11 protein-coding genes are annotated in these 12324 nt (G+C 69.6%); 2 read left to right on the forward strand and 9 right to left on the reverse strand.

What is annotated here, in order from left to right; all coding sequences use genetic code 11:
- Positions 1–19: 19 nt before the first annotated feature.
- The 8 genes from GGQ61_RS12050 to GGQ61_RS12085 all read right to left on the reverse strand — a co-directional run bounded on the left by GGQ61_RS12050 (position 20) and on the right by GGQ61_RS12085 (position 9393).
- Positions 20–793 carry a pseudouridine synthase gene (locus GGQ61_RS12050; RefSeq protein WP_183773068.1) on the reverse strand — a complete coding sequence of 258 codons (774 nt, stop codon included), beginning with the start codon at positions 791–793 and terminating at the stop codon, positions 20–22.
- 9 nt (positions 794–802) lie between these two features.
- On the reverse strand, positions 803–1096 hold the full coding sequence (locus GGQ61_RS12055) for a S4 domain-containing protein (RefSeq protein WP_183773070.1): 294 nt from the start codon (positions 1094–1096) through the stop codon (positions 803–805).
- The gene (locus tag GGQ61_RS12060) at positions 1093–3627 is read right to left on the reverse strand and encodes a helicase-related protein (protein ID WP_246370816.1); all 2535 of its coding nucleotides are present in this window, start codon (positions 3625–3627) and stop codon (positions 1093–1095) included. The genes GGQ61_RS12055 and GGQ61_RS12060 overlap by 4 nt, the downstream gene beginning before the upstream one ends.
- Positions 3628–3815: 188 nt before the next feature.
- Positions 3816–5639 carry a DUF885 domain-containing protein gene (locus GGQ61_RS12065; protein WP_183773072.1) on the reverse strand — a complete coding sequence of 608 codons (1824 nt, stop codon included), beginning with the start codon at positions 5637–5639 and terminating at the stop codon, positions 3816–3818.
- 97 nt (positions 5640–5736) lie between these two features.
- On the reverse strand, positions 5737–6870 hold the full coding sequence (locus GGQ61_RS12070; RefSeq protein ID WP_183773074.1) for an ABC transporter permease: 1134 nt from the start codon (positions 6868–6870) through the stop codon (positions 5737–5739).
- On the reverse strand, positions 6867–7784 hold the full coding sequence (locus GGQ61_RS12075; protein WP_183773076.1) for an ATP-binding cassette domain-containing protein: 918 nt from the start codon (positions 7782–7784) through the stop codon (positions 6867–6869). The genes GGQ61_RS12070 and GGQ61_RS12075 overlap by 4 nt, the downstream gene beginning before the upstream one ends.
- Complete coding sequence (locus tag GGQ61_RS12080) at positions 7781–8752, reverse strand: HlyD family secretion protein (protein ID WP_183773078.1); 972 nt, start codon at positions 8750–8752, stop codon at positions 7781–7783. The genes GGQ61_RS12075 and GGQ61_RS12080 overlap by 4 nt, the downstream gene beginning before the upstream one ends.
- Complete coding sequence (locus GGQ61_RS12085; RefSeq protein WP_183773080.1) at positions 8749–9393, reverse strand: TetR/AcrR family transcriptional regulator; 645 nt, start codon at positions 9391–9393, stop codon at positions 8749–8751. Before GGQ61_RS12085 ends, GGQ61_RS12080 begins: the two co-directional genes overlap by 4 nt.
- A 398-nt stretch (positions 9394–9791) precedes the next feature.
- Between GGQ61_RS12085 and GGQ61_RS12090 the strand changes: the two genes are divergently transcribed.
- Together GGQ61_RS12090 and rpmB are read left to right on the forward strand one after the other, a co-directional pair.
- Positions 9792–10361 (forward strand): OmpA family protein, encoded by a 570-nt coding sequence (locus GGQ61_RS12090; RefSeq protein WP_183773082.1) that lies wholly within the window; start codon positions 9792–9794, stop codon positions 10359–10361.
- A 358-nt stretch (positions 10362–10719) separates the two neighbouring features.
- On the forward strand, positions 10720–11022 hold the full coding sequence (gene rpmB, locus GGQ61_RS12095) for a 50S ribosomal protein L28 (protein ID WP_183773084.1): 303 nt from the start codon (positions 10720–10722) through the stop codon (positions 11020–11022).
- Between the two features lie 253 nt (positions 11023–11275).
- Here rpmB and GGQ61_RS12100 read toward each other — a convergent pair whose 3' ends face one another.
- Positions 11276–12241 carry an esterase-like activity of phytase family protein gene (locus tag GGQ61_RS12100; RefSeq protein WP_183773086.1) on the reverse strand — a complete coding sequence of 322 codons (966 nt, stop codon included), beginning with the start codon at positions 12239–12241 and terminating at the stop codon, positions 11276–11278.
- Positions 12242–12324 lie beyond the last annotated feature (83 nt).

Raw genomic sequence — 12324 nt, forward strand, 5'->3', positions numbered from 1 at the left:
GCTGCGCGGTCGCCGGCGACTAGCCCTTGGAGGCGGTGATCAGGGCGGCGCGTTCCTCGGCGCTCAGCGGCCGCCACTTGCCCTCGGGCAGATCGCCGAGCTTCAGCGGGCCGACCCGAACGCGCATCAGGTCGACGACGCGCAGTTCGACCAGCTCGGCCATCCGGCGGATCTGACGGTTGCGGCCTTCCTTGAGGACGATGTTGAGCTTCTGCTCGGTCACCTGGGTGACCTTGGCGGGGCGCAGCTTGCGGCCGTCGAGTTCAAGCCCGTGGCGCAGCAGGGCGATCTTCTGAGGCGTGATCACGCCGGTGAGGAGCACGTTGTACTCCTTGTCCATCTCCGACTCGGGCCCGATCAGGGCCTTGGCCAGCACGCCGTCCTCGGAGAGCACCAGCAGGCCGCGGGACTCGCGGTCCAGCCGGCCGAGCGGGGCCAGGTTGTTGGCGGCGGTCGGGATGGTCGCCGGCGCGTCGCCCCACAGCGCTTGGCGGGTCAGCAGCGTGACGGCCTCGACCTGATCGTCCTGCGGCAGCGACGAGACTATGCCGATCGGCTTGTGCAGCACGATCGAGAGGCTGCTGCTGAGCTTCTCCTGGGCGCTGTCGTTCAGCACCAGGGTCTGGCCCTGCAGGATCTTGCGGCCGGCGTCGTCCACCCGCTCGCCGTCGATGAACACCAGCCCCTGGGCGATCAGGCCCTCGGCCTCGCGCCGCGAGCAGACGCCGCTCTGCGCCAGCCACTTGTTGACGCGTTGGGGTTCAGGGTCGTCGTAGCGCCGGGTCCAAGCCATGGGGTCTCTCTAGGGCGCGGCCTGACCGGCGTCCATCGGGGCGTAGAGCGTCCGGGCCTCCTCGGCCGGTCCACGGCGTTCGCCCAGCGCGGCCACCTCGACGGCGATCAGGCGCCCGCCGAGGGCGAAGACCAGCCGGTCGCCGACCTTCAGCGGCCGGGCGCACTTGTCGATACGGGTCTCGCTTCCGCCGCGGGTAAGGCGCACCTTGCCCTCGTCGAGAAACTTGGCGGCCAGCGAGCGGGTCTTGAAGAACCGCGCGCGCCACAGCCAGACGTCCGCGCGGCAGGCGTCCTCGCTCACGACGCCTGGCTCCGCGCCGCCTTGGGTTTGCGCCGCCGGCGCGGGCGGCGGGCGGGCGGCGGCGCTTCCTTCAGAGCGGCGAGGGCGGCGAACGGCGAGTTGACGGGCGGCGCCGCGGCGACCTGCGGTATCGGCTTCTCCCCGCGGCGGCGCCAGACCAGCGGCTCGCCGTCCTTGGGTCTGGTGGTCGGCGCGAAGCCGAGGGTGCGCATGATCTCGCGGGCGTCGGCCTCGCTCCAGCCGAGCTCCTCGCGAGCCTGGTCCGATAGGAGGCCGGCCTTGGGCGCGGCGCGCAGCAGAGCGTCGAGCCGCTCCAGGGCTTCGACCGGGACGGCGTGGCGGCCGATGGCGCGCAGGCCGAAGGCGGCGAGGACTCTCGGCTCGGGAACCGGGCCGACGAGGCGTCCGGCGGAGGGCCGGACCTCGAGCGGGACGAAGCCCTGGGCGAAGGCCAGGGCCTGCGGCCGCAGCAGCGCCGGGAGGTAGAGACTGAACGCCCCCAGCCGCACGCCCAGCGATTTCAGGGTGCGTCGCTCGACCTGGCTCAGAGCTTTGGCGTCGGCCCGGACCGGGGCGCGATCCAGCACGCCGCCGGCCTCGATCAGCCGGTAGGCGAGTCCGCGGGCCAGGCCCTTGACCTTGCCGGTGGCTACCGCGCTCTCCAGCCTGCGCAGCGGGGCCAGCCGGCGGGCGGCCTCGGCGGCGAGGAACGCTTCCAACCGACGGGCCGCGCGTTCGCGGGCCTGTGTCGGGCCAAGCTCGCCGTAGAGCCGCACGCGCGGGGTGAACGGCGTGCCGCCAGCGAAGGCGCCGGCCGCCTCGCCGCGCCAGAGCACGACGCCGTGGGGCGTGAAGGAAAAGGCCTCGTCCGGGTCGGCCGACAGTTGGCCCAGCCGCTTGGCGATCTCGGGTGAGACGGCCGCGACGGCAGCGGCGCGCAGGGCCTTTTCCTCGATCACCGAGGCCCCCTGAGCGGGCTCGAAGGCGACGCCGCTCAGCTTGCCGACATACTGCCCTTCGACCGTCACCGCGCCGTCGGCCGCGACGCCGGCCAGCACGTCGCCGCGCACGTGCAGCGCGCGCATCAGCACGCTGGTGCGGCGGTCGACGAACCGCGCCATCAGCTTCTCGTGCAGGGTGTCGGAGAGCCGGTCTTCCAGCAGCCGGGTCTTGCCCTGCCAGCCGCCGGGATCGGCGAGCCAGTCGGGGCGGTTGGCGACATAGGCCAGGGTGCGGACGCCGGCGAGCCTGGCCGCCAGCGTGTCGATCTCGCCGTCGGTGCGGTCCAGGTGCTTATACTGACCGGCGATCCAGTCCTCCGGGACCTTGCGATTTCGGCTGGTCAACCAGCCGAAGAACTCGCGCACCAGCCGGATGTGCTCTTCGCCGGAGGTCTTGCGGAAATCGGGCGTCTGGCAGACGTCCCACAGCCGGGTCATGGCCGAGCGGTCGCGCAGCGTACGGTCGATGACCTCCGGCTCATCGGCCAGGGCGCGCAGGGTCTTCTCGTCCAGCGCCTCTGCCGACAGCTTCAGGCCCGGTTGGGCCGGCGGCGCCGAGAGCGAGCGCTGCAGGGCCGTGAGCGAGGAGAAGTCGAGGGCGGCGTTGCGCCACTCAGCGGCGGCCACGGCTTCGAAGTGGTGCTGCTCGACCGCCTCGATGAGGTCTGCGTCCATGTCCTCGCATTCGCCCGTGACGCCGAAGGTGCCGTCGCGGGTGAAGCGGCCGGCGCGGCCGGCGATCTGGCCGACCTCGGGCGGGTGCAGGAAGCGGGTGCGCTTACCGTCGAACTTTCGCAGGCCGGCGAAGGCCACATGGTCGACGTCCATGTTCAGGCCCATGCCGATGGCGTCGGTGGCGACCAGGAAGTCGACCTCGCCGGACTGGTAGAGCGCGACCTGGGCGTTGCGGGTGCGGGGGCTCAATGACCCCATGACCACCGCCGCGCCGCCGCGCTGGCGGCGGATCAGCTCGGCGATCGCATAGACCTGGTCGGCCGAGAACGCGACGACGGCCGAGCGGCGGGGCAGGCGGGTCAGCTTCTTGGGGCCGGAATAGGTCAGGCGCGAGAACCGCTCACGGGTGACGATCTCGGCGTCGGGCAGCAGCCGCCGGATCAGCGGGGCCATGGTTCCGGCGCCCATGAACATGGTCTCGAACCGGCCGCGGGCGTGCAGCAGGCGGTGGGTGAAGATGTGGCCGCGCTCGGGGTCGGCGCAGAGCTGGATTTCGTCGACGGCCAGGAACTCGACCTGGCGGCTCAGCGGCATCGCCTCGACGGTGCAGACGAAGTACTGCGCGCGGGCGGGGACGATCTTCTCCTCGCCGGTGATCAGGGCCACGCAGGAGGGGCCGCGCAGCTTGACGATGCGGTCGTAGATCTCCCGCGCCAGCAGACGCAGGGGCAGGCCGATCATGCCGCTGGCATGGCCGAGCATCCGCTCGACGGCCAGGTGGGTCTTGCCGGTATTGGTCGGTCCGAGCACCGCCACCAACTTGGGCGGGCCGAAGTCCGACAGACGCGCGCTCATGACCAGAAGGTGGGGCGGGAATCGCCGCGCGGCAAGCGGGGCTTGGCGGAGGCCGTCTGAGTTGCTCCCCCTGCGGGCCAGCTGTCGGCCGAATGGCCGACTGAGGGGGACGCTGACTCAGCAGGCCCCCTCCGTCTCGATGCTGCGCATCGATCCACCTCCCCCAGCGGGGGAGGAACTAGCGGTCGCTACTTCGCCGCGGCGATATAGTTGTCGATCACCTGGTCGAGGACCGTCAGCGGCGTGCCGCCCGAGAGCAGGCCCGCGTCGTGGAACTTGCGGATGTCGAACTTGCGGCCGAGCGCCTTCCTGGCCCGTTCGCGCGCGTTCATCCAGGTGATCTTGCCGACCATATAGCTACACGCCTGGCCCGGCCAGACGCAGTAGCGCTCGACCTCAGTGATGGCGCTGGCCTCGGCGTCGCCGATGTTGTCGACGAAGTACTTCACCGCCTGCTCGCGGCTCCAGCGCTTGTGGTGCATGCCCGAGTCGACCACTAGGCGGACGGCCCGGAACATGGCGTCGTGGATCATGCCGATGTGGCCCAGCACGTCGTTGTCGTACATGCCCATCTCGACCGCCAGTTGCTCGGCATAGAGCGCCCAGCCTTCGCTGTAGCCCGAGAAGCCGATCACCTTGCGGATCAGCGGCAGGTCGCCGGCCTCGTTGTTGAGCGCCAGCTGCAGATGGTGGCCCGGCAAACCCTCGTGATAGGTCAGGGTCGGCAGGGTCCAGGCCGGCACCTCGGCGGTGTCGCGCAGGTTGATCCAGTAGATGCCTGGCCGCGTGCCATCGAGGCTGGGCGAGAAGTAGTATCCGCCCGGAGCGCCGGCCTCGGTGGCCGGGGGAACGCGGCGGATTTCCAGCGGCGCCTTGGGCAGCTGGCCGAACCATTGCGGCAGCTTGCCCTGTATGATCTTCACCTGCTCGTTGAGCTTGGCCAGCAGCTCTTCCTTGCCGGCGTCGGTGTTCGGGTAGACCTGCTTGGGATCTTCGGCCATCGCGCGGTAGCGCTCGCCGACCGTGCCCTTGGTGTAGCCGGCCTTCTTCATGAGGGCGTCGGCCTCGGCGCCCAGGCTGGCGACCAGGTCGAGGCCGGTCTTGTGCACCTCGTCCGGGGTGATGTTCGAGGTCGTGTAGTTGCGCAGGCCCAGGCGGTAGTATTCGTCGCCGTCAGGCAGGCGCCAGCAGCCCGCATCGTGCACGGCCTTGGGCCGCAGGCCTTCCAGCAGGGCCAACTGGCGGGCGAGGGCGGGGCGGACCTTCTCGGCGTATAGGCCCTGCGCCTGACCGGCCCAGTCGCCCTCGATGTTCTTCTCCTTGGTCCGGCGCACGAGGCTGGCGACCAGCGGAGCCTTCTCGGGCTCGTAGGCCAGGAACGCCTTGAGCTGGGTGATGGACTTGTCGATCACGAAGTCCGGCGGCGTGACGCCCAGCGCCACGTCGTGGCGGACGACGTCGGCCTCCTGGTCGAGCAGGCGGCCGAAGGCCTCCATCCGGGCGACGTAGGCGTCGGCGTCTTCCTTGGCCTCGATCCGGTGCTGGGTGTCGAGGAAGTCCGGCATCTGTTGATAGGCGCCGGTCAGCTGCGAGATCACATAGGGCGAGTTCACGCCCTGGCCGCCGTACTGGAAGCGGCGGTTGGCTTCGTCCTGAACCGACAACACGAACTCGACGGTGTCGTAGTTGACCGCGTCCATGCCCTTCAGCTGCTTGCGGTCGAGGCTGCGCAGGTTCTGCAGGTCGCGGGTGGTGTTGGCCTTGTTCTCCGCCAGGGCGGTCAGCGAGAAGTCGGACAGTTCCGACTTGGTCCAGGCCAGGTCGCCCTTGTCGATGCCGAGTGCGGTGGGAAGTTCCGGCGAGCGCCGGAACGTCTGGGCCATCGCCTTGTCGAAGAAGGCGTACATCTTGGCCGCTTCGCCGGTGGGCGCGGCGGCGAGGGCGAGCTTGGGCGCGGCGGCGGCGGCGCCGAACGCGGCGGCGCTCGCCAGGAGCTGGCGACGGTTATGCATGGGATCCCCCGTAACTGTAACTTTGCAAAAGCAGTTACACCGCCGCTGGCGGGGGCTCTCATTAAATCGCGCTAATCTGGCGCCGTGGCGCGGCCGCTCAATCCAGGGTGCGGCGATAGCGGGCCATGGCCAGGGCCGTGACCACGCAGACGAAGGCGGTCAGGGCCAGCAGTTCGCGCCACATGTCCTCGATGCCTTGGCCCTTCAGCAGCGCGCCGCGCACCACGCGCAGGAAGTGTGTGACGGGCACCACCTCGCCGATCGCCTGGGCCCAGGCCGGCATGCCGCGGAACGGGAACATGAAGCCCGAGAGAAGGATCGAGGGCAGGATGTAGAACACGCTCATCTGCATGGCCTGCAGCTGGGTCCTGGCGACGGTGGACATCAGGAAGCCGAGCGCCAGCGAACCGACGATAAACAGGGCCACCCCCAGCGACAGTCCGAACCAGCCGCCCATCATCGGCACGTCGAACAGGAACCGCGCCAGCAGCAGGATGATCGCCGTCTGGACCAGGCCGACGAAGACATAGGGGGCGAGCTTGCCGGCCATCACCTCGATCGGCTCGACCGGGGTGGCCAGCAGGCTCTCCATCGTCCCGCGCTCGACCTCGCGGGTCACGGACAGGGCCGTCATCATCACCAGGGTCATCGAAAGGATGATGCCCAGCAGGCCGGGGACGATGTTGTAGGCGGTGATGGCCTCGGGGTTGTAGCGGCGGTGGACGATCACCTCGAATGGCGGGGCCGACTGGCCACGGGCGGCGAGCGCGCCCTTCAGGTCGTTGACCAGCGCCTGCTGCGGCAGGGCGGCGAGGGCGGCGACCGCCGCGCCTGTCGCCGACGGGTCGGTGGCGTCGACGTCGACCAGGATCTGGGCCCGGTCGCCGCGGGCGACGCGACGGGTGAAGTCGCCGGGGATGGTGATCGCGAACTGCACCTCGCCGCGCCGGACCATCTCGTCCAGCTCGGTCGGAGTTCGCGCCTGGGCCACGAGGTCGAAATAGGCGCTGTTCTTCAGGGCGGCGGTCATCGAGCGGGCGAAGACACTGTCTTCCTGCACCAGCAAGGCGGTCGGCAGGTGCCGCGGCTCGGAATTGATGGCGTAGCCGAACAGCAGCAGCTGGACGACCGGAATGGCCAGCATCATCGCGTACGTCAGCCGGTCGCGGGTGAGCTGCTTGAACTCCTTGATCATCACCGCCAGCACGCGGGTCATCGAGAAGCCGTTCATTTGAAGTTGTCCTCAGACGTCTCCATCAGCCGGATGAAGACGTCCTCGAGGCTGGGCTCGACCTGCCTCCACATGAACGGCGCGCGGCGGTAGGGGGCGAGCGCGGCCTCCAGCGCGGCGCGGTCAGTCCCGGAGACGTGCAGCGACTGGCCGAACGGCGCGGCCATGTCGACGCCGGGCAGTTTGCCGATCTCCACCGACAGCCGGTCGATGCCGGGGCCCTCGCCGTTCAAGGTGATCAGGTGGGTGCTTGCGATCACCTGGTCGGCCGTCCCGCGGGCGATCAGCCGGCCATAGCTGATGTAGGCGATCTCGTGACAGCGCTCGGCCTCGTCCATGTAATGGGTCGAGACCAGGACGGTCAGGCCCTCGGCCGAGAGGGCGTGGATCTCGTCCCAGAAGGTGCGCCGCGCCTTTGGATCGACCCCGGCGGTGGGTTCGTCGAGCAGCAGCAGCTTGGGTTCGTGCAGGGTGGCGGTGGCCAGCGCCAGACGCTGTTTCCAGCCGCCCGACAGCGAGCCGGCCAGCTGGCCGCGGCGCTCGATCAGGCCCAGCCGCTCCAGCGCCTGGTCGACCCGCTGCTTGCGGCGATCGAGGCTGTGGATGCGGGCGGAGAACTGAAGGTTCTCCTCGATGGTCAGGTCCTCGTAGAGCGAGAACTTCTGGGTCATGTAGCCGGCGCGGCGCTTGATCAGGTTGGCCTGGGTGATGATGTCGAGGCCAAGCGCCGTGCCCTCGCCGCTGTCGGGGGTCAGCAGGCCGCAGAGCATCCGCAGGGTCGTTGTCTTGCCCGAGCCGTTGGGGCCCAGGAAACCGCAGATCCTGCCTGCCTCGACCTGCAGCGAGACGTCCTGGACGACATGCTTGTCGCCGAAGCTCTTGTTCAGCCCGCGGACGTCGATCGCCAGCGTCACTTCGCGGGCTCCAGCGGCTGGACGTCGACGGGCTGGCCGGGGTTCAGCCGGGCCGAAGGAACCGCCTCGACCAGGAACACCATGCGGTCGCGGGCCTCGCGGCTGTAGATCACCGGCGGGGTGAATTCGGGCCGCGGGCTGATGAAGTTGACCTTGGCGCTCAGGCCGGACGGGCAGCCGTCACAGGCGAACCTGACCACCGAGCCGACCTTGTAGGCCGAGACGTCGGCCTGCGGCACGAAGAAGCGGACCTTGATGCGGTCGTCCGGCAGCAGCGCCAGGATCGGCTGGTTGGCCGCCGCCCACTCGCCGGTCTGGAAGAAGACGTCCTCGACCCGCGCGGCGCTGGGCGCCAGGGGGGCGATGTCCGCCAGCTGCGCCTGGGCGGCGGTCAGCGCGGCGTCGGCCTGGGCGACACGGCTGTCGGCGGCGCGGATCTGGTCCTCGCGCGCGCCGAGGGCGGCGGCCTGTCGCTGTTTGCGGGTGGCGGCGACCTGGGCGGCGGCGGCGTCGCGGGCGGCCTGGGCGTCGTCCAGCTGAGCCTTGGCGTAGAAGCCCTTTTCGGCCAGTGGTCGGACCCGGCGGAGGGTCGCCTCGGCGTCGCGCAGGGTCGCCTCGGCGGCGGCGACGTTGGCGTCGAACACGGCCAGCTCCACGGGGCGCTGGCCCTTGCGGGCGTCGGCGGCCTGGGCCTGTGCGGCCGAGACCTCGGCGCTGGCCTGGTCGCGCGCGCCCTGCAGCTGCGAGGGGTCGACCACGAACAGCTTCTGGCCGGCGGCGACCTCATCGCCGCGCTGGACGAGCATCTGGTCGACGCGGCCGGCCACCGGCGAGGCCAAGTACAGCGCCTCGCCTTCGACGTAGCCGGACAGCACTGGTGAGCGGTGCAGGCGCGGGAAGACCCACAGCACCGCCACCAGCACGGCGGCGACGAGCAGCAGGCCGATGACCAGAAGGCGTTGCCTCATGAGGCGGCTCCTGTGTCCGGGCGCATGCCGCGCAGCCACAGCTCCACGTGCTGCTGCGCCAGGGACGGAATGTCGAGCGGCTCGGCGCCGACGGGAACGAAAGTCTCGCGCCAGATCACCCCGAGCAGCATCGGCGAGACCAGCGAGATCGCGTAGCAGCGCGGATCGCCGGCGCGCAGTTCGCCACGGGCCTGCGCGGCGGCGATCGCGCCACTCATCGCGCCCAGCGCCGGTTCCACCAGCCGTTCGCGCCAGGTGCGGGCGAGTTCCGGAAAGTTCCGTGACTCCCCGATCACCATCTTGATGATCCCGCCGACCGGCGAGTCCGTGGCGATGCCCGCGACGATCGCCGCGAAGGCGCGCAGCAGTTCGGGGAACGAGCCCTGATCATGGGCCAGCGCCGTCTGGATGCGGCCGAGATTGGGGGCGACGCCGTGCTCGATCACGGCCCGGAAGATGTCCTCCTTGGTCGCGAAGTAGAGGTAGAGCGCGCCCTTGGAGACCCCGGCGCGGGCGGCGATGTCGTCCAGCCGCGCGGCGGCGAAGCCCTTTTCGGCGAACGCCGCCATCGCTGCGGCGATGATCTCGTCGGGCCGGTCGGTCTTGCGACGTTTGAACTTCGGCTGTCTGGCGGGGGGCATCGGTCTCGCCAATAAATAACTGACCAGTCAGTTATTAACCTCGTGCGGCCGGTTCTACAATCCTGCGGCGCCTGCACGCCCAAGACGCCCGCTCGGCGCGGGTTCCCAATCGGGCGATAATTTTTTTCCGACGGGCGTGATCGCGCGCTTTCCCAATGCGGGCTTGGGATTTTCAGCCCTAAGGCCCGGCTCGGGTAAGATCCTGAGAGGCCCTAACCCTGGCCAGTTGGCCAGGGTGCGACGGAACGTCGCCGCAACCTGTTGGCAACCATGCGCCAGGAGGACCGTTACGGACGCCGAAGTCTGCCCGTTTCATGCGGGGAAACCCTTGGCTCACCAGGGCGTGTTCGAAAGCGTCCAGACTTAAACGAAGAAACGACGGGAGAGGTCGTAAGAAAATGATCGGTACCAAAACTCGCGCCGCGGTGTTGAGCGCGCTCGCCATCGGCACGCTCGGCCTCGGCGGCTGCGCCACCAAGAAGTACGTCAACGAGCAGGTCGCCGTGGTCGACGGCAAGGTCGCTAACCACGAGACCCGCCTGGGCGAACTGGACCGCACTTCGCGCGAAGCGCTGGACCGCGCCACCGCGGCCGGCAAGCTGGCCGAAGGCAAATTCATGTACTCGGTGGTGATGTCGGACGACGCGCTGAAGTTCCCGCTGGGCAAGGCGACGCTGTCGCCGGAAGCCGAGTCGCGGCTGTCGGCCTTCGCCGAACGCCTGAAGGGCGAGAACAAGAACGTCTACGTCGAAGTGCAAGGCCACACCGACGCCACCGGTTCGCCGGAAGGCAACATGCGCCTGGCCCAAGAGCGCGCCGAGACCGTTCGCCGCTACCTGAACAAGCAGGGCGTGGCCCTGAACCGGATCGCCACCATCGCCTATGGCGAAGACGAGCCGGTCGCCCCGAACGACACCCGCGAAGGCCGCATGGCCAACCGCCGCGTCGTGCTGGTCGTCCTGTCCTAACGGGCAGGCCGCACCGCAGAATCGAAAGCCCCGCGCGCTTGCGTGCGGGGCTTTTGTCTTATTCAGCGAACGACGTTCGAGGGTTGGCCCGGCGTGGGAACACGGGCGAAACGAAGGGTGACCGAATCGGAGACTCCGCGCGATTCAGTTTTTGTTCCCTACAAGCTATTGTATCTGAAGGTCATTGGGCCACAACGCGGCCGGGCCGTCGTTAGCGGCGAGAGTCGCTTTTCTGAAGATCTGGGGCAGGCAAATGTCGGCTCCGCCTTGACGCCGCCGGGGGCCTTCGACTATATCGCCCGCTCCTTGGCGCGGGTCCGCCCGCCGTCCATCCCTTTCTCGCGTAGGTCATACAGCCATGTCGCGTCGTTGCGAACTCACCGGTGTCGGTCCCATGGTCGGCCACAACGTCAGCCACTCGAACATCAAGACGAAGCGCCGCTTCCTGCCGGCCCTGTCGCCCGCCACGCTCCAGTCCGACGCGCTGGGCCAGTCGTTCAAGCTGCGCGTCAGCAACGCTGCGCTGCGCACCCTGGACTACAAGGGCGGCCTGGACGTGTTCCTCGCCGGCGCCCGTGACGAGCAGCTGTCGCCGCGCGCTCTGAAGATCAAGCGCCAGGTCAAGGCCAAGCTGGCCGCCGCGCAGACCGCCGCCGCCTAAGTCTACGAGCTCTCTCCAGAGTTCTAAGGGCCGCCCTCCGGGGCGGCCTTTTTCGTTTCGGCGCTACGCGAAGAGCCCGTATTCGGCCTAACGTCGCCTGGCTTCCAGCGGCCAGCTAGGCGATCGGCATGGCGATCGGCGAACCTGCCGGTAGGGCCGGTTCTTGGGCCATCTACCTGCCGATAGGGCTTCATAGCTTGCCGATAGGCCGCCTAGCGGCAGGTTTCGGCTGCGAGCCTCCAGAAAGCGGCCGCTACCGCGCCGGCTTCCAGTCGAAGGCCAGCAGCAGGGTGCGCTGGCTGCTTTGAAAGTTGTCGTCCGACAAGAGGTAGAACCGCACGGAGCCGTCCTTGGCTGGGACCGCGGCGATGGCCTCGAAATTGTCGATGGTCAGGGGACGGGCCATGTCCATGCGGGCGATCTCGCCGCCGGCGTCGTGGATGGTCAGGGCGATCCGGTTGCCGCGCACCGGGTCCCAGGCCCGCAGCAGCCAGGCGGTGCGGCCCTGGGGCAGGCGGGTGACGGCGACGAGGCCGAACTCCGGCGGCTTGGCGATGGTCGGGCCGGGCGTGCAGCCGCCCGAGAGCCTGCAAGTCCAGGTCTGGCCGCTCTCCTCGCCGCCGGCGACGTAGGCGTCGGGGCCGAGCTCAGGGGCTGGTCCGAGAGCCTCCATGCCGCCGTTGGGAGGAAACGTCGCGTCGGGGGCCGGCGCCTCGCGCGGCGGAGAGCCGTCGGCCGGGTAGAGCCAGATGCGGTGGCGCTGCTCGAAGCTGATCAGCATGTCGCCGTTCGCCAGCAGGGCCATGCCCTCGGAATCGGACTCCAGCTTGCCTTGCAGCGGCTTGCCGTCGAGGCCGGCGAGGGCGCTGACGCGGCCTCCCTCCAGGCCGACCAGGCGGCCGGCCTTGTCGAGCACGAGGCTCGCCTTGACCAGGTCGCCTTCGTCGCTGACCGCGGTCAGGTCGACGCCGCCCCGCACGGCCATGTCCGAGAGGCCGTGGAAGCGGGCCGTGTCGGCCGAGGACAGCACCAGGCCTCCGGCGTAGTGGAAGTCGCCGATGCGGTCCTGGGACGGGTCGGCGGGGTTCAACGGGACCGGCGTCGCGGCGATGGCGATGGTCGGGCCGGCCGGCAGCGGCGCGGCGGGCAGGGCCGGGGTCTGCTGGGCGCAGGCGGCGAGGGCCAGCGCGGCGAGCGCGGTCAGCGTGAAACGTCGCATGGTCACTATCCCCCTCGGTCGCGGCGTGCGCGCAGTGAGAGGGGAAGTCCGACGCGGGTCAAGCCGCGGCGGCGTGCTTTTGC

This window comes from Phenylobacterium haematophilum (assembly GCF_014196295.1).
Taxonomy (GTDB): Bacteria; Pseudomonadota; Alphaproteobacteria; order Caulobacterales; family Caulobacteraceae; genus Phenylobacterium; species Phenylobacterium haematophilum.

Excerpts from the sequence above, each read along its gene's own strand:
- GGQ61_RS12080 (WP_183773078.1), bottom strand. The coding sequence starts at position 8,752 with ATGAGGCAACGCCTTCTGGTCATCGGCCTGCTGCTCGTCGCCGCCGTG.
- GGQ61_RS12090 (WP_183773082.1), top strand. The coding sequence starts at position 9,792 with ATGATCGGTACCAAAACTCGCGCCGCGGTGTTGAGCGCGCTCGCCATC.
- rpmB (WP_183773084.1), top strand. The coding sequence starts at position 10,720 with ATGTCGCGTCGTTGCGAACTCACCGGTGTCGGTCCCATGGTCGGCCAC.
- GGQ61_RS12070 (WP_183773074.1), bottom strand. The coding sequence starts at position 6,870 with ATGAACGGCTTCTCGATGACCCGCGTGCTGGCGGTGATGATCAAGGAG.
- GGQ61_RS12050 (WP_183773068.1), bottom strand. The coding sequence starts at position 793 with ATGGCTTGGACCCGGCGCTACGACGACCCTGAACCCCAACGCGTCAAC.
- GGQ61_RS12065 (WP_183773072.1), bottom strand. The coding sequence starts at position 5,639 with ATGCATAACCGTCGCCAGCTCCTGGCGAGCGCCGCCGCGTTCGGCGCC.
- GGQ61_RS12060 (WP_246370816.1), bottom strand. The coding sequence starts at position 3,627 with ATGAGCGCGCGTCTGTCGGACTTCGGCCCGCCCAAGTTGGTGGCGGTG.
- GGQ61_RS12100 (WP_183773086.1), bottom strand. The coding sequence starts at position 12,241 with ATGCGACGTTTCACGCTGACCGCGCTCGCCGCGCTGGCCCTCGCCGCC.
- GGQ61_RS12085 (WP_183773080.1), bottom strand. The coding sequence starts at position 9,393 with ATGCCCCCCGCCAGACAGCCGAAGTTCAAACGTCGCAAGACCGACCGG.